Consider the following 20,833-nt stretch of genomic DNA (forward strand, 5'->3'; position numbering starts at 1 on the left):
GCGATCGGCAATCATCCACGGTCGGCCATGTCGGCTCGCCGATAGGACATACCCTGCAACGCACCGCATGGCGCTGTTTCATCGCCGGCAAAACGGCACTCGCTGGCCGCGCTGAGCACAGGCTCTGGTCCAGTTTCCCATCGCAGGAGCAATCAGGACTTGTGCTACTCGCCAAGAACTATGCGCAAGAGGTGGACCGTGCTTCGTGCGTTGGTTTTCTTGAGAAGATTGGCCCTGTGGAACTCGACCGTTCGCGGGGCAATTCCCAGGGTGCGGGCAATCTCCTTGCTCGAATAACCCCTGACGATTTGGGCGAGCACGACACGCTCGCGGGCTGTGAAAGCGGCATGGCCGGTGTCCGCGAGGACATCCAGTGCGCCATTCAGCTTCCTGATCTCCTGCTTGGCGGCCTGAAGCTCCGGCGTCTCTAGAAATTCCCATTCCCCCTTTCGCCGGGTGATGGTGAATTGGTGGGCGCGCGCCACATCGAGCAGGTCAACGGCCCTGCTTTTCGACAGGGAATAAGTGCACAACACCACCATCTTCTGGCCCGCCAGTGACCGGTCGAGTTCATGCTCGTACTGGCAAAACTCCTTCCAGTGGCTTGTCCCTATCCAGAATGCGTTGCCGCTCACTCTCATCCCGGCGAAGCCTCTTTCCCGGGCTGCGCGCAGCTTCTCATCCCAGCCGCCGGTGATGTGCTGCATGTCGAACTCCCCACCCGGAAGATACCAGTCAGTGGCTGGGATCATCTCCATCTGGCCGGCCACCAGGCGTGCATCAATGTCGGGAATGGACTGCCGCAACGCATCCTTCGCCGTCTCTGCGTCGATCGGATCGGAGACTGCCCAGATGCAGAATTCGTTGTCCTCCAGGCCAGCCGCGAAATAGGAAGCGTTGGTGGCTAACAGGTCCTCTTCCGCTTCGTAGAAGACGCAGATGTGTGTGCCCCAGGATATCTCGCCCATGACGCGGATGCCGGACTTGCGGAGCGCGTGGGCAGACTCATCGTTCATGTCGATGCCGCTTTCCGGGTGCACGAGTACGTCACTGAGCCACTAAATCAGTCGCAGCCGACGGCGGCCCACGCCACGTCGGCCATTCCGTTACGGAACCTGTTGATCGTGCCAGTAGAATATGCGCGATAGCTGGCCATCTATGGGGGCATGCATCTCCGGATACTATCAGCCGTGGCCCCAACATGACAGAGATTTTCAAGGCCGGGTTCGGCAATCTGATCCGCAGTACCGCGGTCGCGAACCCGCGCCGCTATGGCGTGCCGGAAGGGATCGCGGCCCGGCTGCCCGATCTATCCAGGGATGGTTTGGCCATCAGCGATCTGCGTGAAAAGGGTATGGCGCTCGTCTACGTCAACCGCGCGTTCCAGGACATCACCGGCTATTCCAGCGACGAACTGATCGGGAGAAACTGCCGCTTCCTGCAAGGCAGCGATCGCCTTCAACCCGAAATCCAGGCCATTCGCGAAGCCATCGCCCGGCGTGAGGATGTTGCCGTCACGCTGAAGAACTACCGCAAGGACGGTAGCTGGTTCTGGAACGAACTCCGCCTCGCACCTATGAGCATCGCTGGTGGCGAGCCGACGCACTATATCGGACTGATGCGGGACGTGACGGCGAGCAGGGTCGCCGCCGCGCAAATTGCCCAGAGCACCCGCGCCGACATGCTCACCGGTGTTCTCAACAGATACGCCTTCGTCGAGGACGTCGACATCCTGCTGCGTCAAGGAGAACGGCCGATCCTGCTTGTCAAGATCGACATGGCTCGTTTCCATGACATCAACGAAGGGTACGGATATGATGTTGGCGACCAGGTGCTGGTGCAGATTGCGCGACGCCTGACCAACACAGGTGCTGCATTGGTCTGCCGCACGGGATCCAATGAGTTTGCGCTCGCCCAGCCGCTTGGCCATGCCGACGAGGCCCAAGCGGCAATCGAAATGATCCGGCAGTCCCTGGCGCCGCGTTATCTCGTGGCGGGCGCAACGATCAGGATCCGTTTCGCGATGGGCTATGTCGTTGGCAACCAGACGACGGACGCCATAACGCTGGTTCGTCGTGCCGGTGCCGCTTTGCATCGGTCGAAGTCGTCGGCGTTCCTCGATATTTGCGCATTCAGTTCCGAGGACGATAGGCGTGCGCGAAACCGACTGCGCATGACCAGCGAAATGCAGCAGGCCCTGGAACATGACGAGTTCGATTCTCACTACCAGCCGCAGGTCGACCTCGCCACGGGAACGGTTGTCGGTGCTGAAGCCCTGTTGCGATGGCACCATGGCCTGTTTGGGATGCAGTCGCCGGACAAGTTCATCAGCCATGCCGAAGACACGGGTCTTATACTCGACATCGGCGCCCGTGGCCTTCGCACCGTCGCGGACTTTGCCGCGCGCGTGAACAGGGACCGACAAGTGCCGATAGTCTTCTCGTTCAATGTCTCGCCGCTTGAGTTCAAGCTTCGTGACATGCCGAAATTTGTCTCCGACGTGCTCACCGCCAGTGGCGCCGATGCTGCATGGATCAAGCTTGAGCTCACCGAGAGCCTGATGGTCGAAAGTTCCGCGGAAATGCTGTCGATCATGAGACACCTGCGCGAACTGGGCGTCGGCCTGTCCATCGATGACTTCGGAACCGGCTACGCCAATCTGCGCTACCTCGAAGACTTCCCCCTCACGGAGATCAAGATCGATCGCGGTTTTGTCAAAGGGCTGGTGCAAAGCCGATCCAAGCGGGTCATCATCGAGTCCATCATCAGGATTTCCAGGGAACTCGGCTTTCATGTCGTCGCCGAGGGAATAGAGACAGAGGTGGAACGCACGCTGTTGCGCGAGATGGACTGCGATTTCGGGCAAGGATTTCTGTTCGGTCGGCCGGTTGACGCTGCAGGATTTGAATCGCTGATTTGAGGGCTCGCACGGCCAGCCAGTCGAGATGTGACCAAAGCTCTGAACGCGGACCGTTTGGCGCATTCGTTCAAGACTCGAGCCCGGACCCACATCGTGAATTATTAGATGGAACTAAATCGGGGTCGAAACCGTAGTGTGGGACGGCCAAGGGGAGCATCCAGATGAACAACGGCGCGGTTCTGGTCGTCGAGGATGAGCATCTGATCCTGCTTGACGTCGAGTCGGCCCTGGAAGAAGCTGGCTTTGAAGTCGTAGGGGCTCAAAACGCGGCCCAGGCCATGGCGTTCTTCGACGCCGAGCCGGTCAAGTTCAAGGGCCTCGTCACCGACATACGCCTGGGGGCGGGTAAATCCGGTTGGGAGGTTGCACGGCATCTGCGCCGGGCCAACCCGACAATACCCGTGATCTACATGAGTGGCGATAGCGCCATCCACTGGGGTGCCGAGGGTGTTCCGGAAAGCGTCATGATCACCAAGCCCTTCTTCCTGCCGCAGATTATCGCGGCCTTGTCGACGTTGCTGAATCAGCAGCATTCCGACAATAGCTGACTACCTACGCTCGATGACGCCACGCACCCACCGTTACATTGTACCCTTTGCGGGCCGACCTTAAAGTCGGACGAAGTGCTCTCCCGCCGACAACGCAAGCCGCCTATCGGGATAGTTTCCTGGCGCGGAAGCGACCTCCGAGGTGGTCGCGCTAGATGTCTGCTTTTGGGGCAATAGCAAAATTGTCCACTACGTCCAAGTTGGGGGCGCAAAGCGAACGTTTCGTGGGCTGACATGAAGGCTCCGTCCAATGAGCCGCAATGTCGGCAGCCAGGCAGCCGGCGGCCGTCCGCTTCAATGCCCGAAGGCAAGCGACGGCGCGATCCGGTCGCGGCGCAGCCAGCGCGCCAGGAGCAGCGCCGCCACCACGGCCAGCCCTGTCGAGAGGCCCATCCAGATGCCGACGCCGTGCAAGCCGAAATGGAAGGCGAGCAGCACGCCAAGCGGCAGGCCCACGCCCCAATAGCCGATCGCGGCGTAGATCATCGGCACCTTGGTGTCATGCAGGCCGCGCAGCATGCCGGCGGCGACCGCTTGCGCGCCGTCGAAGACCTGGAACAGGGCGGCGAAGGCCAGGAACGACACGGCAAGCGTGATCACCCTGGCGTTGGCCGGGTTGGCCAGATCGATGAAGGCGCTGATCAGCGGATGCGGCCACAGGATCATCACCAGCCCCATCAGCGCCATGAACGAGACGCCGATGACAAAGGCGGTCCAGCCGGCACGCGAGACGCCTTCCGGATTGCCTGCGCCGTGCGCGAGGCCGACGCGCACCGTCACCGCCTGGTTGAGGCCAAGCGGCACCATGAAGGAGATCGAGGCGATCTGGATGGCGATGGCGTGCGCTGCCAGCGAATCCGCGTCGATCAGGCCCATCAGCAGCGCCGCGGCGTTGAAGATCGTCACCTCGAAGGCGAGGATGCCGGCGATCGGCAGGCCGAGCCGAAGCAGGCCCTTGAAACGCTGCCAGTCGGATCGCCAGAAGCGCCCGAACAGGCGGTAGCGTCGGAACCTCTTCTCCAGCATCACCACCGCTGCCATGCCGGCGAACATCAGCGTGCTGGACAGCGAGGTGGCAAGGCCCGAGCCGGAGATGCCCATTGCCGGAAAGCCGAGATTGCCGAACATGAACACCCAGTTGAAGAGCGCGTTGCAGGCGACTGCGACGAAAACGATGACCAGAGCCCAACCAGGGCGTTCCAGCGCCGAGATGAACGAGCGCAGCACGATGTAGCCATAGAAAGGCAGCACCGCCCATTCCAGCCAGCGCAGGTAGATGCCTGCCTGGTGCGCCAAAGCAGGCTCCTGGCCCATCGCCAGCAGAATGGATTCGCCATGCCACAGGAAGATCCAGATCGGGATCGAGATCAGGATCGCCAGCCACAAGCCCTGGCGCACGGTGCGGCGCAGGTCGCGCACCGAATGGCGGCGACGGCCAAGCTCGGTTGCGATCATAGGCGAGGTTGCCAGCATCAGGCCGAGGCCGAAGATCAGCGGCATGAAATAGAGGTTGGCGCCAAGCGCGCCGCTCGCCAGCGTATCCGGCCCGAGCCGTCCCATCATCATGACGTCGGTGGCCGTCATCGCCGTTTGGCCGAGATTGGTCAGCACCATCGGCCAGGCCAGCGCCAGCGTCGCCTTGATTTCCTGACGCCAAAGATTTTCCGGCGCGCGAGCGCCGGCTTCGATCGCAGACATTGTTCCGCTCTTTCCAGGCGCGGCACGTCGGCAAGAAGCCGGAAGCCGCATGTCAAACGCGAAACCTATGGTTTCGCGGCGTTTGCGCCGTCTATTGAACGAGATGCGACATGAAGGCAAGGGAGGAGGAGCGGGTACCGATTGAGCCAGCGCCATTCGCCGGGTGCGGTTGCGTCGTTCCCTTGCCAGCTGTGGGCTGTTACGGATTGCCTCGCGGATCGGCAGCCAGCGAACCCCCGGGAGGAATGGATGGCGTTCAGACAGCGAAAAAATCCCGTTGCCACGCTTCGCACGGCGCCGGCCTTCGAACATATCGTCACCGAGGCCAGCGACAGTTTCCTGTGGCGGCTCGACGACTATCCCTGGGAGCGCAATGTCTGGAACTTCCATCCGGAATACGAAATCCATCTGCTCAGGAAATCCTCCGGCGTGGTCCTGGTCGGCGATCACATTGGCGAGTTCGGGCCTGGCTACCTGACCATCGTCGGCGGCGGCCTGCCGCATGACTGGGTGACGGCGGTGCAGCCGGGCGAGCTGATCGAAGGCCGCGACATCGTCCTGCAATTCGACGCGCAGAGGTTGCGCGGCTCGGCGGGCCTGTTGCCCGAACTGCGCGAACTGGAGCCGTTCCTGGAGCGGTCGCTGCGCGGCATGGTCTTTCACGGTCGCACGGCGCTGGAGGGCGCCGAACTGATGGAGCGGATGGGGACGGTGCATGGGCTCGCCCGCCTCTGCCTGTTCCTCGAGCTCGTCGACCTCCTGGCCAGGACCGACGAGTACGAACTCTTGTCTTCGCCGGATTTCTCCCCGGTTCTCGATGCCGCGTCGCTCGACATCATCCAGCGCACGCTGACCTATCTGTTCCAGCACTTCGCCGAGGATCTGAAGCTGCCCGACGTGGCCGAGCTCGCGGGAATGACGGAGAGCACATTTTCGCGCTTCTTCCAGAAAAACACCGGCAACTCCTTCAGCGACCACCTTGCCAAGCTCAGGCTCTGGCAGGCCTGCAAGCTGCTGGCGGATACCGATGTTGCCATCACCGACATCTGTTTCCAGGTCGGCTACATGAACATCTCGAACTTCAACCGCGCCTTCCTGCGCAAGCACAAGATGACGCCGTCATCCTACCGCAAGCTGTCGCGACAACGGTTGACGATGCGCGCATAACCACGCCCTGAAATCGACGGTTCGGATGCGATCGATACTCGTGTGACGGACTTTGTTCCGAGGCGCCATTTTTTGCGCTGCACAATGCATAAAAGTACATGTTTGCTGCAACGGGGCTTCTAGCTTGGTCCGGCTGAACTCCTCATTTTGGCGATGGGTGGCTTGTCGCTCGGGCGATGGTGAGGATCGCAGACCCCGAGGATGTCCGCTTCCCGCGAGTGTTCCTGGAGGAGAAAAATCAATGAAACCAATTCGGCTCGCTGCGGGCTTGGGCGCAGCTTTCATGCTTTCCGCTACCGTATCAACCATCGCATTGGCGCAGGCGCCGGTCTGCACGGCGCCGGTCAAGGTGCTGGCGCAGCCACGCGACGGCCTGACGCTTCTGGAGGACTCCAAGGCCGAGTTCGAGAAGCTCGCCGGCGCCGGCTTCCAGATCGACTATCTGAACGAAAACGACCGCCGCGCGAAATCGCGCGCCGATGCGTCCACCGTCGGCAACTACAACGTCTACTACGTCGACGAAGCCAATGTCGCTCTGTTCGCCTCGTCGAAATGGATCGTGCCGCTGACCGACTATTATCCGGCTGACTATGACTACGCCGACTTCGATCCCGGCCGCCAGAAGGTCGCGACCTATGACGGCAAGGTCTGGTTCGCGCCGCTGACTGGCGGCGGCGACCTGATGGTCTACCGCAAGGACGTGCTGGAGGCCGCCGGCATCCAGCCGCCGAAGACACTCGACGAGCTGATCGCCGATGTGCCAAAGCTAACCAATCCGGACAAGGGCATGTATGGCATCGCGCTGCGCGGCGCACGCGGTTCGGGCGCCAATGTCTGGCGCTGGATGCCCTTCTTCAAGGCCTATGGCGGTCAGTGGTTTGATGGCGGCAAGCCGGTCTTCAATTCGGACGCTGCCGTCAAGGCGACCGAAACCTATCTGAAACTCTTCAAGGACTCGGCCCCCGGCACGCAGACCGGCAGCTGGGATGAATCGACCGGCGCCTTCCTCTCCGGCCAGGTCGCCATCCTCGTCGAATCGACACCGCTGTCGGGCATGGCGGTCGATCCGAAGACCTCGCAGGTGGTCGGCAAGATCGGCTTCCTGCCGCCGCCCTCGCCACTGCCCGGCGGCGGTTACGGCCATGGCCTTGCCATCGCGGCGAAGGCCAATGCCGACGACGCTTCGAAGAAATGCGCCGGCCTGTTCATCGCCTGGGCAACCTCGAAGGAAAACGAGAAGCGCCGGCTCGACGCCCACCAGTTCGGCGAGCTGAACCGCACCAGCATCCTGTCCAGCAAGGAATTCGCCGATATCTACGGCGCCGATCTCGGTCAGGCGCTAGCCGAGACCGGCAAGGTCACGGCGGTGAACTTCTGGCAGGATCCGCGCTGGCCCGATCTCGGCGACCGTTGGGGCATCATCCTCGAGGAACTGGTCACGGGCACCCGCACCGACATCAAGGGCGGCCTCAACGAGCTCGAGGCCTATGCCAACGATCTGGCGAAGAAGAAATAGAGCGATCCTCCCGCCCGTGGCGCGCGGTCCGCGGCATTGTCCGCAATGCCGGGACCTGCGCGCCGCGGGAACTTTGCCAACGAGTAAGTCATGCCGACACGATCGAGACGCAAGCGAGGATAGATGCCCATGGCCCGACGCACGTCGCTCCCTGTCACCTTCGTCGTTCCGACCATCGCCATCCTGCTGGTGCTGTCGATGGTGCCGACGCTCTACGCCATTGTCATCGCCTTGCAGAACCGCGAGTTGAGCACACCCGATTATTCCTGGGTCTGGCTTTCGAACTTTTATGACTTGTTTCTCGACCGCCGCTTCCTCAACGCGGTCTGGGTGTCGGTGAAATGGGAGATCGTCACCGTCGTCGCGACGATGGTGGTGGCGATCGGGCTCGGGGTGCTGATGTTCGAGGTCGCCAGCCCACGCCTGCGCAATGTCTACTGCCTGCTGTTCATCATCCCGGTGCTTTTGCCGCGCGTCTCGGCTGCCTTCGTCTGGAAGTTCGCCTACCATCCGCTCTACGGCATCGCCACCTATCCCTACAGGCTCATCACCGGCGGGCTGATCTTCGATCCGCTGTCGAAGCCGGCGACGGCCTTGTTCGCCGTCGCTTCGGTCGATGTCTGGCAGTGGGGACTGTTCTTCGCCGTCATCGTGCTGAAGCTGCTCGAAACCCTGCCGCCGCAGCCGATCGAGGCGGCGCGGCTCGACCACGCCAAACGCTGGCAGATCCACGCCTATGTTACCTTGCCGATGCTGAAGGCGCCGTTGATCAGCCTGATGTTCGTCAAGATGATCGAATCGCTGCGTTCCTTCGACCTGATCTACGTGATGACCCGCGGCGGACCGGGCGTGGCCACCGAAACGCTCGACATGTACGCCTTCTCGCAAGGCTTCATCGAGTCCGGCAAGGTCTCCTACGCCTCGGCCATGGCCGTGCTGATGATGATCGCCACCGTCATCACCTTCACCATGCTGTGGAAGCGGGTGCAGGCATGAAGCCCGGCAGATTGATCGGCAAGGCGATATTGGCGCTGGCAGGATTCCTGGCCGTGTTTCCGCTGCTGTGGACGGCGCTCAACGCGCTCAAGAACAATGTCGACATCATCACCCGCGTGCCGCGCCTGGTGTTCACGCCGACATCGGCCAACATCAGCTATATCCTCGGCCGCGACAGCGTGCTCACCGGGCTCTACAACTCCGTCGTCGCCTGCGGCTCGGCCGTGCTGATCGGCGTCGTGCTCGGCCTGCCGGCGGCTTACGCGGTGGCGCGCTACCCCAACCGATGGGCCGGCGACATCCAGTTCTTCGTGCTGTCGCTGCGCTTCCTGCCGCCGGTCGCGGTGGCCATTCCGCTGATGGTGATCTGGCTGCAGGTCGGTCTCTACGATACTTTGCCGGCGCTGATCATCACCTACTCGCTGCTCACCATCTCGGTGATCATGTGGCTCGCCATCCCCGCCTTCCAAGGCGTGCCGAAGGAGATCGAGGAAGCAGCCTTCGTCGACGGCTACGGTGCCTATTCGGTGTTCTGGCGCATTGCCTTGCCCGTCGCCGCCCGCTCCCTGGCAGGGGCGGTCGCCTTCAGCTTCGTGCTGGTCTGGAACGAATTCCTGATCGCGCTGATGCTGTCGAGTTCCAACGCCAAGACCTTGCCGATCGTCGCCTCGGAACTCTCCCAGCAGGGCATGAATGTGCCGTGGGGCATTCTGAACGCCTCGGTCGTGCTCCTGTCGCTGCCCCCGCTGCTGTTCCTCGGCGTGCTCAGCGGCTTCCTGAATTCCGTTTTCCGGCAAAAAAAGACTTGATGTGAGGATTTCCCCGATGCGGGCACTGGTGCTTGAGAAAAAAGGCGAACTGTCGCTGCGCGAGATCGCGTTGCCGCTCGATGTCGGGCCGGACGACGTCAGGATAGCCATCCACACGGTCGGCGTCTGCGGCAGCGACGTGCACTATTACACGCATGGCGCGATCGGCAGCTACGTCGTCCGCGCGCCGATGGTGCTCGGCCACGAGGCCGCGGGGACGGTCGTCGAGATTGGCTCCAATGTCGAGACGTTCAAGGTCGGCGACCGCGTCTGCATGGAACCGGGCGTGCCGAACCTGTCGTCGCGCGCGACAAAGCTCGGCATCTACAATGTCGACCCGGACGTACGCTTCTGGGCGACGCCGCCGGTGCATGGCGTGCTCGCGCCCTACGCCGTGCATCCGGCCGCCTTCACCTACAAACTGCCCGACAATGTCTCCTTCGCCGAGGGTGCGATGGTCGAACCCTTCGCCATCGGCATGCAGGCGGCAAGCCGTGCCAGGATCGTTCCGGGCGATGTCGCCGTCGTCGTCGGCTGCGGCCCGATCGGCATCATGATCGCGCTTGCCGCCCTTGCCGGCGGCTGTTCGAAAGTGCTGATCTCCGACTTTTCCGCGCCCAAGCTGGCGATCGCCGCGCAGTATGCCGGCGTCGTGCCGGTCAATGTCGGCGAGCAGTCGCTGGCCGATGCCGTTGCCGCCGCGACCGGCAATTGGGGTGCCGATATCGTCTTCGAGGCCAGCGGCAATCCGAAGGCCTTTGCCGACCTGTTCAATGTCGTTCGGCCGGGCGGCGCGGTGGTGCTGGTCGGCCTGCCGGTGGAGCCGGTGGCCCTCAACGTGCCGGCTGCGATCTCCAAGGAGGTGCGCATCGAGACGGTGTTCCGCTATGCCAACATCTTCGACCGCGCCTTGCAGCTGATCGCTTCCGGCAAGGTCGACCTCAAGCCGCTGATCACCGGCACCTATGATTTCTCCGAAAGCATCAAGGCATTCGAGCGGGCTGCCGAGGGCAACCCGCAGGACGTCAAGCTGCAGATCCTGCTCAGCGGCGAGAAGGGCTGACCATGTCCGCGATCGTTTGCTCCCATGTCGACAAGGCCTATGGCGCCACCACGGTGATCCGCGATCTCAACCTCTCGATAGAGGAACACGAATTCGTCGTGTTCCTCGGCCCGTCCGGCTGCGGCAAGTCGACCTTGCTGCGCATGCTGGCGGGGCTGGAGGACATCAGCGGCGGGGAGGTCTCGATCGGCGGCAAGGTGGTCAACGATCTCGATCCAGGCGACCGCGGCATCGCCATGGTGTTCCAGAACTACGCGCTCTATCCGCACATGACGATCTTCGACAACATCGCCTTCGGGCTGCGGCGCCAGAAGGTGCCGCCAGCCGATATCCGCAAGCGGGTCGAAGCGGTGTCGCGGACGCTTGGGCTCGAACCCTATCTCGGCCGCAAGCCGGCCGAGCTTTCCGGCGGCCAGCAGCAGCGCGTGGCGATTGCGCGGGCCATGATCAAGACGCCAAAGGTGTTCCTGTTCGACGAGCCGCTTTCCAATCTCGACGCCAAATTGCGCAACCATATGCGCGTCGAGATCGCGCGCCTGCACCAGTCGTTGAAGACCACCACCGTCTATGTCACCCATGACCAGCTGGAGGCGATGACGCTGGCCGACCGCATCGTGCTGCTCAAGGACGGGGTCATCGAGCAGATCGGTTCTCCGGCGGAAATCTATCGGCGGCCCGGCAACATGTTCGTCGCTGGTTTCATCGGCACGCCGAACATGAATTTCATCGAAGTCACGGTCGGCCGCTCTGGCAATGGCTGGATATTGACCGGTGCCGGAACGGCTCTTTCGGTCGAGGGCCGGGAGTTTCATCTGCGGCATGGCGACCGCGCCGTGCTGGGCATCCGGCCTCCGGACCTGAAGACGGCCGGAGCCGGTGCCGCCGGTATATTGCAAGGCACGGCCGATCTCATCGAATTCCACGGCAATGACGCGCTGGTGACATTCGGTTCCGGCGGCAAGGAGATCAGCGCGCTGGTTCCGGCACGTGAATGCCCGGCGCTGAACGCCCCTGTGCGCTACACATTCGAGGAAGAAAGCATCCATCTGTTCGACGCAGCTTCGGGCGCGTCGCTGCGCAAGCTACCGTATCGCGTCTAGCGCCTGCCGCTGCCGGTGCATTTCCAGGAATATCCGGTAGTCGCGATCGAAGCGGGCGCCGGCGGCCGGGTTGGCGGCACGCCTCTTGCCGCCCTGCTGCATGGCAAGGCAGGCGGCGTTGAGGTCGGGAAACAGCCCGGCCGCTGTGGCGGCGACCATGCCGGTGCCGAGCAGCACCGCCTCATCGGCCAGCGGTTCGACCACCGTGCAGCCGGTGGCATCGGCGTAGAGCTCCATCAGCAGCGGGTTCTTGGTGTGACCGCCTGTGACATGCAGCGTGTCGATCAGATAGCCGTTCTCGTTCAGCGCCTCCAGCACATGACGCACGCCGAGCGCGATGCCGACGGCGGTGCGCCAGTAGAGCTTGCACAGGCTATCGAAAGAGGAATCCAGCGTCAGGCCGCTGACGACGCCGACGGCATGCGGATCGGCCAGCGGCGAGCGGTTGCCGTGGAAGTCCGGCAGCACATGCAGCCGCGCGGCGAGGTTCTCCCCTTCGGCGGCGCGCAGTTCGGCGACACGGCTGGCGATCCTGGCGTGCATCGCGGCGTCGGGCTCGCCGCCGGCGCCGTGCCAGCGGATGATGTGGTCGAGCAGGGCGCCGGTGGCCGACTGGCCGCCTTCCGACAGCCACAGCTTCGGCAGCGCCGCGCCGTAATAGGGGCCCCAGACACCGGCGAAAGGCTGCGGATCGGGCGACATCGCCATGACGCAGCTCGACGTGCCGGCGATCAGCGCCAGGTGGCGGCCGATATCCTGTTCGTCGCCGGCAAAGCCGCCAAGCACGCCAAGCGCGCCGGCATAGGCATCGATGACCCCGGCGCCGACTCGGCAGCTTTCCGTCAGGCCGAGCTCAGCCGCCGCTTGCGCCGTCAGCGGACCGATGTCGGCGCCGACCGGACTGGCGCGCTCCGGCAGATTGCCGTGCTCGAAAAGATCGCCCAGGCCGACGATTTCGAAGAAATCGCGCTGCCACGCAGTGTCTTCATGCGCCAGATAGGTCCACTTCGCCGTCAGCGTGCATTGCGAGCGGGCCAGCGACCCGGTCGCCTGCCAGGTCAGGAAGTCGGCCAGGTCAAATAGATAGCCGGCTTCATTCCAGGTCCTTGGCAGGTTGCGCTTGAGCCACATCAGCTTCGGCGTCGCCATCTCCGGCGACATCACGCCGCCAATATAGTTGAGCACCTCGTGGCTGGTCGCCGTGCATTCGTCGGCCTCGGCGATGGCGCGGTGGTCGAGCCAGACGATAGTGTCCCAACGCTTGTCGCCGGTAGTCGAAACGCTGAGCTGATCGCCCTGCCGGTCGCGCACCACAAGAGAACAGGTGGCATCGAAGGAGATGCCGACAATTTCGTGCGCCGCCACACCGGCTTTTTCACGGGCGGCACGCACGGCGGCGCAGACGGCCGACCAGATATCGCGTGAATCATGCTCGGCATGATCGGGTTTTGGCTGGTTCATGGCGATTGGCCGATCGGCACGGCCGAGCAAGGTACCACTGGCGTCGAGAATGCCCGCGCGAGCGCTCCCGGTGCCGACATCGACCGCGCAAACAAACTGTTTCGTCAAGATGCTCTAACTCTCGCTCCCAGGCCTGCAATCAGATCGGGCAATTGCAGCATGTCAGCGAATATAAAGTCCGGTTCACTCGACGCAAGCCGCGCTTTCAAGGCGGGGTTGCCGGCATGCGAGCCCCCGGTGAAGGCAAAGACGCGCATGCCGGCCGCGCGCGCCGCCGCGACGCCGGCCGGACTGTCCTCGATGACGAGGCATTTGCGCGGATGGGCTCGCATGGTGGTGGCGGCATGAAGGAAAAGATCGGGCGCCGGCTTTCCCTTGGCCACCATCGTGGCGCTGAACAGATGCGGCTCCATCAGTCCGAGCAGGCCGGTGACGTCGAGCGCGTAGCGAATGCGTTCCAGCGTGCCGGAAGAGGCGACGCAGAACGGCAGGCCAAGCCTGGGCAACATCTCCTTGATGCCAGGGATCGGCTTGAGCTCCTCACGGAACTTCCGCATCAGGTCGACGCGCATGGCGGTAAGGTGCTGGTCGGTGATCTCCAGGCCGAAGTCGCGGCCAAGCATCTCGCGCACGCTTTTCATGCTCTTGCCGAGGAAATGTTCATACGCGGCATCAACGCCGATATCGCCGCCGGCGAGTTCGATCATGCCAAGCAGCGCCGAGACGGAAAGCGCTTCGCTGTCGACCAGCACGCCATCGCAGTCGAAGATGACCAGTTCAGGCGTCATGATGTCGAATGGCTTTCAGAGCTTGCCGGCGAGATAGCGCGTCAGCGTGGCGCGGGCGCCATCGGCCCACAGGATGCCGAGCGCGTGGCTGAAGGCCTCGACGAATGCCGTTGCGTGGCCGACATCGCCATAGATGTCTTCCATCGCCAGCCAGGCGGCGGGCGCATCCTTTGCCGCCTTTGCCGTCGCCTGCAGCCGGTCCCAGCTCGGGTCGTTGGGTTCGATGACGGCGCCGCTGTCGGTCGTGCCGAAGCAGTAGCGGCACCAGAGGGCTGATTCCAGCGCCAGCCCGGCAACGCCTTTGCCGGTCTTGAGTCGGTCGGCGATGGTCGGGATGATGAATTTCGGCTGGCGATTGGAGCCGTCGAGGCAGAGCCGGCGCACCGTGTCGCCGATCTTGGGATTGGAGAAGCGCTTCTCGATGAGCTGGTAATAGTCCTCCAGCACCGTGTCCGGAACCGGCGGCACCGTCGGAATGATCTCGTCATGCTCGAGCTTGTCGAGAAAGCCGCGTACCAGCGGCTCCTGCATTGCCTCATGGACGAAGTGGATGTCCATCAGCCCGGCGGGATAGGCAATGGTGGCATGGCCGCCATTGAGGATACGGATCTTCATCAGCTCGTAGGGGGACACATCCTTGACGAACTGGACACCGACCTTCTCCAGGGCCGGCCGGCCGGCCGTGAAGTGATCCTCCAGCACCCATTGCCTGAAGGGCTCGCAGAACACCGGCCAATTGTCTTCCAGGCCGAAATCGTCGGCCAGAATCTTCCGCTCGCGGTCGGTGGTCGCCGGCGTGATGCGGTCAACCATGGCGTTTGGGAAGGCGACCTTGTCGCCGACCCATCCGGCGAGTTCTGCGTCGATCAGGCGGGCTAGCCCAATGACGCCGTCCGAGGTGACGTGGCCGTTATGAGGGATGTTGTCGCAAGACATGACGGTGAATGGCACGATGCCGTCAGCGCGCCGACGCACCAGTCCGGCAAGGATGATGCCGAACACGGTTTTCGGGGTCGCTCCCGGTTGGGCGTCGGCGACGATGTCCGGATGTGCCGGGTTGAACTTGCCGGAGGCCGGGTCGATGAAGTAGCCGCCCTCGGTGATGGTCAGCGACACGATCTTGATCGCCGGATCGGCCAGCCTGGCTATGATGCCGGCGGCATCGCCCGGCGTCAGGAAGTCGACCATGGCACCGGTGACGCGGGCGCTCATATGGCCTTCATCCTGCTCGACGACCGTGGTCAGCCAGTCCTGCTCCTGGAGCTTGCCGCGACCGATTTTCTCGCCCTCGAACACACCGGCGCCGACCAGGGCCCAGTCATGGCCGACACCTGAATTGAACAGATCGTCGAGATAGACGGCCTGGTGCGAGCGGTGAAAATTACCGACACCGAAATGCACGATGCCGGCCTTCAGCTTGGCACGGTCATATTTCGGACCCGCAACCTTGGCGGGAAGGTTCGCGAGATTGGCGGAAGAGAGTTTCACGGTCATCTGTTTTACCCTTTGGCCGGCTCCGGCCTCGTTACTCCGCCTCTCCCGGCCCAGCCGGAAGAGGATAAGGGCGGCATGCCTGCGAAGGCCGATGCAGCCTCTGATGTCGGCCTCTGCTCCTCGCGGAGGGACGAGAAACAGAGGCCGCCCCCCTCAACTCATCCACTGGCCGCCATCGACATTGTAGGTCTGGGCGACGATGTATTCGGCATCGGCGCTGGCGAGGAAGACCGCCATGCCGGTAAGGTCCTGGGCCGTGCCCATGCGGCCGTATGGCACCGCGTCACCGACCAGTTTCTTCTTCTCGCCCCTGGGGCGGTTCTCGTATTTGGCGAACAGCGAATCGACATGATCCCAGTGCTCACCATCGACCACGCCGGGCGCGATGGCGTTGACATTGATGCGGTGCTTGATCAGGTCGAGCCCCGCCGACTGGGTAAGCGAGATGACGGCGGCCTTGGTGGCGCAGTAGACGCCGACCAGTGCCTCGCCGCGCCGTCCGGCCTGGCTCGCCATGTTGATGATCCTGCCACCCTTGCCCCGCGCGATCATCGAGCGGGCGGCAGCCTGCAGCATGAACAAAGTGCCGGCGACATTGACCGAGAACAGTTTCTCGTAGCTCGCCCTGGAGATGTCGACGATCGGCGCCAGGTCGAACAAGGCGGCGTTGTTGATCAATATGTCGAGGCCGCCGGTCCGGCTCTCCACCGCCTTCACCGCGGCGTCGATCGACGACTGATCCGTGACGTCGAGTTTGACCGCATAGGCCTTGTCGCCGATCTCGGCGGCGGATTTCCGCGCCGCTTCGAGGTTGATGTCGGCAATCGCCACCGTGGCGCCCTCGCGCACATAGGCTTCGGCGAAGGCCCTGCCGATGCCCCGCGCCGATCCCGTGATCAGCGCCGATTTGTCCTTCAGCCTCACTTTGCCATCGCCTTGCCGTCAGGGCCGAAGCGATGCAGCTTGGCCTTGTCGGGGGTGAGATAGATCGTGTCGCCGTGATGGACGGCCAGCTCGCCGTCGGCGCGCACCGTCAGCGGACCGACGCCCTCGGCCTGGACATGCAGGAAAGTGTCGGAGCCAAGATGCTCGGCAACGCCGACGGTGGCCTTCCATTCGCCCGCCGTGGTCGAGATCTGCATATGCTCGGGCCTGATGCCGATGGTCTTGGCGCCATATTTGGCCGCCGGCGCGCCCTCGATGAGGTTCATCTTCGGTGAGCCGATGAAGCCGGCGACGAACAGATTGTTCGGGGTCTTGTAGAGCTCCATCGGTGAGCCGACCTGCTCGATGTTGCCTGCGTTCAGCACGACGATCTTGTCGGCCATGGTCATGGCTTCGACCTGGTCATGGGTGACATAGATCATGGTGGTCTTCAGCTGATGGTGCAGTTCGCTGATCTCCAGGCGCATGGTGCCGCGCAACGCGGCATCGAGGTTGGAGAGCGGCTCGTCGAACAGGAAGGCCGAAGGCTGACGCACGATGGCCCGGCCGATGGCGACGCGCTGGCGCTGGCCGCCGGAGAGCTGGCCCGGCCGGCGTTCGAGGTAGTTGGTGAGGTTGAGGACGCGTGCCGCGTCCTTCACCTTCCTGTCGATGGTGGCCTGGTCCTCGCCCGCCATCTTCAGCGGGAAGGCGATGTTCTTGGCCACGGTCATATGCGGGTAGAGCGCGTAGGACTGGAACACCATGGCCAGCTTGCGCTTGGCCGGCGCCTCGCCGGTGACGTCACGGCCGTCGATGTTGATGGTGCCGCCGCTGGTGTCCTCCAGCCCGGCTATCAGCCGCAGCAGCGTGGACTTGCCGCAACCCGACGGGCCGACGAAGACGACGAACTCGCCATTCTCGATCACCAGGTCGAGGCCGGGGATGATTGACGTCGCCCCGAAGGACTTGGAGACGTTCTTGAGCGTGATGTTTCCCATGGTTTCCTCCCCGAGGGGTTATTGTCCGTCGTCCGTTGCGTGCGGCGGTATTATTTCACGGCGCCGCCCGCTATTTGACCGCGCCGAAGGTCAGGCCGCGCACCAGCTGCTTCTGGCTGAACCAGCCCATGATCAGGATCGGCGCGATCGCCAATGTCGAGGCGGCCGAAAGCTTGGCCCAGAACAGGCCTTGCGGGCTGGAGAAGGAACTGATGAAGGCGGTCAGCGGAGCAGCATCCGTGGTGGTCAGGCGGATCGTCCAGAACGCCTCGTTCCAGGCCAGGATGATGTTCAGGAGCATGGTCGAGGCAATGCCGGGCACGGCCATCGGGGTCAGCACATAGATGATCTCGTTCCACAGCGAGGCGCCGTCCATCCGGGCCGCTTCCAGGATTTCGCCGGGGATCTCGCGGAAGTAGGTGTAGAGCATCCACACCACGATCGGCAGGTTGATCAGCATCAGCATGACCATCAGGCCGATGCGGCTGTCGAGCAGTCCGAGGTTGCGGAAGATCAGGTAGATCGGGAACAGCACGGCGACCGCGGGCATCATCTTGGTGGACAGCATCCACATCAGGATGTCCTTGGTCCGCTTGGTTGGCGAGAACGCCATCGACCATGCCGCCGGAATGGCGACCAGCAGTGCGAGGATGGTCGAGCCGACCGAGAGCAGCACCGAATTGAAGAAGAACTTGAAGTAGCCGCTCTGCGCCTGGACCTCGGTATAGCTCTCGAACGTTCCCGACGGGATCAGGTTGAAGCCCTGGATCGCCTCCTGTTCCGACTTGAACGAGGTGATGATCGTGTAGAGGATCGGGAAGAAGATCAGCAGGGCCACGATCCAGGCGGCAACCGTCGCGATCGTCTTGTGCTGGGTGGTGACTGCACGTGCCATCTTGTCCTCCCTTACTTGTCGAGGTTCTTGCCGACCGCGCGCATGGCGAAGAAGGCGACGATGTTGGCGAGAATGACGGCGATCACACCGCCCGCGGATGCCTGGCCGATTTTGAACTCCAGCAGCGCCTTCTGGTAGACGAGGAAGGGCAGGTTGGTGGAGGCGTAGCCGGGGCCGCCATTGGTGGTGACGAGGATCTCGGCATAGACCGAGAGCAGGAAGATCGTCTGGATCAGGATGACCACGGTGATGGCGCGCGACATATGCGGCAGCGTCAGATAGATGAAGCGGCTGATGAAGCCGGCGCCGTCCATTTCGGCGGCTTCCTTCTGCTCGCCGTCGAGAGACTGCAGCGCGGTCAACAGGATCAGTGTCGCGAAAGGCAGCCACTGCCAGGCGACGATGATGATGATGGCCGTCAGCGGATGCTGCCCGAACCAGTCGATCGGTTGCATCCCGAAGAAGCGCGCTATGTCGGCGAACACCCCATATTGCGGGTGCATGATCATGTTCTTCCAGACCAGTGCGGCCACCGGCGGCATTACGAAGAACGGCGAAATGACGAGGATGCGCACGATCCCCTGACCCCACATCGGCTGGTCGATCAAGAGCGCCAGCAGGATGCCTCCGATCACCGTGATCAACAGGACACTGACCACCAGGATCAGGGTGTTGAGAATCGACTGCAGGAAGGCGGGGTTGGAATAGAACAGCGCGTAGTTGGAGAAACCGACGAATCCGTCGCGGATCGGGTTGAGCGGATTGTACTGCTGGAAGGAGAACCAGAGCGTGAGTGCCAGCGGCACGATCATCCAGACGAACAGCAGCACAACAGATGGCGCCATCATGAAACGGGCAAGCGAACGGGTCTGCTGAGTAGCCATGACGGTCACCCTTCAATGGTCAGACTGAATTTTCACAGGCGTTGAAGGCGGCCGCCCGAGCTGGGAACTCGGGCGGCCGTTGCCGGTCGAGGAGGCAACCGGCATTCGGCACCGGGAGGAGCCTTACTTGATATACCCGCCCTCGGTCATCGCCGCGGTGGCGGCGTCCTGGGCCTGCTTCAGCGCATCGTCGACGCTCGACTGGCCGGCAAGAGCCGCCGAGAAGAGCTGGCCTACAGTGGTGCCAAGGCCCTGGAACTCAGGGATGGCGACGAACTGGACGCCGACATAGGGCACCGGCTTGACGGTCGGATGCGTCGGGTCGGCGGCATTGATGGAGTCCAGCGTCATCTTGGCGAACGGAGCCGCCTTCTGGTACTCGGCATTGGCATAGAGCGAGGAGCGCGTGCCCGGAGGAACGTTGGCCCAGCCTTCCTTCGAAGCGACCAGCTCGGCATAGTGCTTGCTGGTCGCCCAGGACACGAATTTCTCGGCGGCGTCGGCCTTCTTGGTGCCGGCGGGAATGGCCAGCGACCATGCCCACAGCCAGTTGCCGCGCTTGCCCAGCCCATTGTCCGGCGCCAGCGCATAGCCGACCTTGTCGGCGACGGTCGAGTTCTTCGGGTCGGAGACGAAGGACGCCGCGACGGTGGCATCGATCCACATGCCGCACTTGCCCTGCTGGAAGAGCGCCAGGTTTTCGTTGAAGCCGTTGGAGGACGCCCCCTCGGGGCCATCGGCCTTCATCAGGTCGACATAGAACTGCAGCGTCTTCTTCCATTCCGGCTGGTCGAACTGCGGCTTCCAGTTCTCGTCGAACCAGCGGGCGCCGAAGGAGTTCGACATGGCGGTCAGGAAGGCCATGTTCTCGCCCCAGCCGGCCTTACCGCGCAGGCACACGCCGTTCACGCCATTGGCGCGGTCGGTCATCTTGTCGGCGGCCTGCTTGATGAAGTCCCAGGTCGGTGCGTCGGGCATCTTCAGTCCGGCCTTCTCCATCAGGTCCTTGCGGTACATGACGAAGGAGCTTTCGCCGTAGAAGGGCGCGGCATAGAGCTTGCCGTCGACCGAAAGACCGCCGGCGATGGCCGGAATGATGTCCTTGGCGTCATAGTCGTCGCCGAGCTTGTCGAGCGGCAGCAGCCAGCTCTGCTTGGCCCAGATCGGAACCTCGTAGGTGCCGATGGTCATCACGTCATACTGGCCGCCCTTGGTAGCGATGTCGGTAGTGACGCGCTCGCGCAGCACGTTTTCTTCAAGTGTGACCCAGTTGAGCTGGATGTCGGGGTTTGCCTTGGTGAAGTCGTCGGTCAGCTTCTGCATGCGGACCATATCGCCATTGTTGACGGTGGCGATGGTGATGGATTCGGCGTGTGCGGCGAAGGCGAGAGCGCTGGCCGACAACAAGCCCAGGGTGAGCGTGCGAAGTTTCATCAAATTCCTCCCATGAACCAAGATGAGCATTTGCCTTGGCTGTGAGCAATTACTCACTAAGTCTTAATTATGTCAAGCCGGATTCGATGCTGCAGCGCAGCACTCGACGGACCGGACGCACGAGGGACGCATGGA

At 62.9% G+C, this 20,833-nt stretch carries 18 protein-coding genes; 8 read left to right on the forward strand and 10 right to left on the reverse strand.

From position 1 onward, the window contains the following. Positions 1–164 precede the first annotated feature (164 nt). Entirely contained in the window at positions 165–1,016 is an 852-nt protein-coding gene (locus AC07SZ_RS12720) for an MEDS domain-containing protein (protein WP_056568484.1), read from the reverse strand. Positions 1,017–1,201: 185 nt separating this feature from the next. Here AC07SZ_RS12720 and AC07SZ_RS12725 point away from each other — a divergent pair, with 185 nt between their 5' ends. After that, a complete protein-coding gene (locus AC07SZ_RS12725) occupies positions 1,202–2,920 on the forward strand; it encodes a putative bifunctional diguanylate cyclase/phosphodiesterase (protein ID WP_494914478.1) in 1,719 nt (572 codons plus the stop codon). Between the two features lie 161 nt (positions 2,921–3,081). Continuing rightward, the gene (locus tag AC07SZ_RS12730) at positions 3,082–3,468 is read left to right on the forward strand and encodes a response regulator (protein WP_056568488.1); all 387 of its coding nucleotides are present in this window, start codon (positions 3,082–3,084) and stop codon (positions 3,466–3,468) included. Between the two features lie 294 nt (positions 3,469–3,762). On the opposite strand, the gene AC07SZ_RS12735 is transcribed toward AC07SZ_RS12730, so the two are convergent. Next, entirely contained in the window at positions 3,763–5,166 is a 1,404-nt protein-coding gene (locus AC07SZ_RS12735) for an MATE family efflux transporter (protein ID WP_056568490.1), read from the reverse strand. A gap of 249 nt (positions 5,167–5,415) precedes the next feature. Here AC07SZ_RS12735 and AC07SZ_RS12740 point away from each other — a divergent pair, with 249 nt between their 5' ends. From AC07SZ_RS12740 to AC07SZ_RS12765, 6 genes are all read left to right on the forward strand, one after another. Continuing rightward, positions 5,416–6,333: an AraC family transcriptional regulator gene (locus tag AC07SZ_RS12740; RefSeq protein ID WP_483120878.1), complete on the forward strand. Its 918-nt coding sequence runs from the start codon at positions 5,416–5,418 to the stop codon at positions 6,331–6,333. Positions 6,334–6,616: 283 nt separating this feature from the next. Further along, positions 6,617–7,849 carry an ABC transporter substrate-binding protein gene (locus AC07SZ_RS12745; protein ID WP_244494030.1) on the forward strand — a complete coding sequence of 411 codons (1,233 nt, stop codon included), beginning with the start codon at positions 6,617–6,619 and terminating at the stop codon, positions 7,847–7,849. A 129-nt stretch (positions 7,850–7,978) separates the two neighbouring features. Then, positions 7,979–8,845: a carbohydrate ABC transporter permease gene (locus tag AC07SZ_RS12750; RefSeq protein ID WP_056568498.1), complete on the forward strand. Its 867-nt coding sequence runs from the start codon at positions 7,979–7,981 to the stop codon at positions 8,843–8,845. Then, positions 8,842–9,654 (forward strand): carbohydrate ABC transporter permease, encoded by an 813-nt coding sequence (locus tag AC07SZ_RS12755; protein WP_056568500.1) that lies wholly within the window; start codon positions 8,842–8,844, stop codon positions 9,652–9,654. Before AC07SZ_RS12750 ends, AC07SZ_RS12755 begins: the two co-directional genes overlap by 4 nt. Positions 9,655–9,670: 16 nt before the next feature. Further along, positions 9,671–10,717, forward strand: a complete 1,047-nt coding sequence (locus AC07SZ_RS12760) for an NAD(P)-dependent alcohol dehydrogenase (RefSeq protein WP_494914481.1) — start codon at positions 9,671–9,673, stop codon at positions 10,715–10,717. A gap of 2 nt (positions 10,718–10,719) precedes the next feature. Next, positions 10,720–11,817 (forward strand): ABC transporter ATP-binding protein, encoded by a 1,098-nt coding sequence (locus AC07SZ_RS12765; RefSeq protein ID WP_494914483.1) that lies wholly within the window; start codon positions 10,720–10,722, stop codon positions 11,815–11,817. On the opposite strand, the gene AC07SZ_RS12770 is transcribed toward AC07SZ_RS12765, so the two are convergent. The 8 genes from AC07SZ_RS12770 to AC07SZ_RS12805 form a co-directional block, all read right to left on the reverse strand. After that, complete coding sequence (locus tag AC07SZ_RS12770) at positions 11,800–13,386, reverse strand: FGGY-family carbohydrate kinase (protein ID WP_056568507.1); 1,587 nt, start codon at positions 13,384–13,386, stop codon at positions 11,800–11,802. The genes AC07SZ_RS12765 and AC07SZ_RS12770 overlap by 18 nt on opposite strands. Further along, positions 13,383–14,066: an HAD family hydrolase gene (locus AC07SZ_RS12775; RefSeq protein ID WP_056568510.1), complete on the reverse strand. Its 684-nt coding sequence runs from the start codon at positions 14,064–14,066 to the stop codon at positions 13,383–13,385. Before AC07SZ_RS12775 ends, AC07SZ_RS12770 begins: the two co-directional genes overlap by 4 nt. Before the next feature lie 15 nt (positions 14,067–14,081). Beyond that, positions 14,082–15,560 carry a mannitol dehydrogenase family protein gene (locus AC07SZ_RS12780; protein WP_494914486.1) on the reverse strand — a complete coding sequence of 493 codons (1,479 nt, stop codon included), beginning with the start codon at positions 15,558–15,560 and terminating at the stop codon, positions 14,082–14,084. 153 nt (positions 15,561–15,713) lie between these two features. Continuing rightward, positions 15,714–16,484: an L-iditol 2-dehydrogenase gene (locus AC07SZ_RS12785; protein ID WP_494914488.1), complete on the reverse strand. Its 771-nt coding sequence runs from the start codon at positions 16,482–16,484 to the stop codon at positions 15,714–15,716. Further along, entirely contained in the window at positions 16,481–17,485 is a 1,005-nt protein-coding gene (locus AC07SZ_RS12790; RefSeq protein ID WP_056568520.1) for an ABC transporter ATP-binding protein, read from the reverse strand. Before AC07SZ_RS12790 ends, AC07SZ_RS12785 begins: the two co-directional genes overlap by 4 nt. A gap of 70 nt (positions 17,486–17,555) precedes the next feature. After that, positions 17,556–18,380: a carbohydrate ABC transporter permease gene (locus tag AC07SZ_RS12795; RefSeq protein ID WP_056568523.1), complete on the reverse strand. Its 825-nt coding sequence runs from the start codon at positions 18,378–18,380 to the stop codon at positions 17,556–17,558. A gap of 11 nt (positions 18,381–18,391) precedes the next feature. Beyond that, positions 18,392–19,264 carry a carbohydrate ABC transporter permease gene (locus tag AC07SZ_RS12800; protein WP_056568526.1) on the reverse strand — a complete coding sequence of 291 codons (873 nt, stop codon included), beginning with the start codon at positions 19,262–19,264 and terminating at the stop codon, positions 18,392–18,394. 123 nt (positions 19,265–19,387) lie between these two features. Next, positions 19,388–20,698: an ABC transporter substrate-binding protein gene (locus tag AC07SZ_RS12805; RefSeq protein WP_056568529.1), complete on the reverse strand. Its 1,311-nt coding sequence runs from the start codon at positions 20,696–20,698 to the stop codon at positions 19,388–19,390. Between the last annotated feature and the right edge of the window lie 135 nt (positions 20,699–20,833).

The sequence above is a fragment of the Mesorhizobium sp. GW821-FHT07A06 genome (genome assembly GCF_059419085.1).

Excerpts from the sequence above, each read along its gene's own strand:
- AC07SZ_RS12755 (WP_056568500.1), top strand. The coding sequence starts at position 8,842 with ATGAAGCCCGGCAGATTGATCGGCAAGGCGATATTGGCGCTGGCAGGA.
- AC07SZ_RS12800 (WP_056568526.1), bottom strand. The coding sequence starts at position 19,264 with ATGGCTACTCAGCAGACCCGTTCGCTTGCCCGTTTCATGATGGCGCCA.
- AC07SZ_RS12805 (WP_056568529.1), bottom strand. The coding sequence starts at position 20,698 with ATGAAACTTCGCACGCTCACCCTGGGCTTGTTGTCGGCCAGCGCTCTC.
- AC07SZ_RS12725 (WP_494914478.1), top strand. The coding sequence starts at position 1,202 with ATGACAGAGATTTTCAAGGCCGGGTTCGGCAATCTGATCCGCAGTACC.
- AC07SZ_RS12740 (WP_483120878.1), top strand. The coding sequence starts at position 5,416 with ATGGCGTTCAGACAGCGAAAAAATCCCGTTGCCACGCTTCGCACGGCG.
- AC07SZ_RS12760 (WP_494914481.1), top strand. The coding sequence starts at position 9,671 with ATGCGGGCACTGGTGCTTGAGAAAAAAGGCGAACTGTCGCTGCGCGAG.
- AC07SZ_RS12765 (WP_494914483.1), top strand. The coding sequence starts at position 10,720 with ATGTCCGCGATCGTTTGCTCCCATGTCGACAAGGCCTATGGCGCCACC.
- AC07SZ_RS12720 (WP_056568484.1), bottom strand. The coding sequence starts at position 1,016 with ATGAACGATGAGTCTGCCCACGCGCTCCGCAAGTCCGGCATCCGCGTC.
- AC07SZ_RS12745 (WP_244494030.1), top strand. The coding sequence starts at position 6,617 with ATGCTTTCCGCTACCGTATCAACCATCGCATTGGCGCAGGCGCCGGTC.
- AC07SZ_RS12750 (WP_056568498.1), top strand. The coding sequence starts at position 7,979 with ATGGCCCGACGCACGTCGCTCCCTGTCACCTTCGTCGTTCCGACCATC.
- AC07SZ_RS12790 (WP_056568520.1), bottom strand. The coding sequence starts at position 17,485 with ATGGGAAACATCACGCTCAAGAACGTCTCCAAGTCCTTCGGGGCGACG.
- AC07SZ_RS12735 (WP_056568490.1), bottom strand. The coding sequence starts at position 5,166 with ATGTCTGCGATCGAAGCCGGCGCTCGCGCGCCGGAAAATCTTTGGCGT.
- AC07SZ_RS12780 (WP_494914486.1), bottom strand. The coding sequence starts at position 15,560 with ATGACCGTGAAACTCTCTTCCGCCAATCTCGCGAACCTTCCCGCCAAG.
- AC07SZ_RS12730 (WP_056568488.1), top strand. The coding sequence starts at position 3,082 with ATGAACAACGGCGCGGTTCTGGTCGTCGAGGATGAGCATCTGATCCTG.
- AC07SZ_RS12795 (WP_056568523.1), bottom strand. The coding sequence starts at position 18,380 with ATGGCACGTGCAGTCACCACCCAGCACAAGACGATCGCGACGGTTGCC.
- AC07SZ_RS12775 (WP_056568510.1), bottom strand. The coding sequence starts at position 14,066 with ATGACGCCTGAACTGGTCATCTTCGACTGCGATGGCGTGCTGGTCGAC.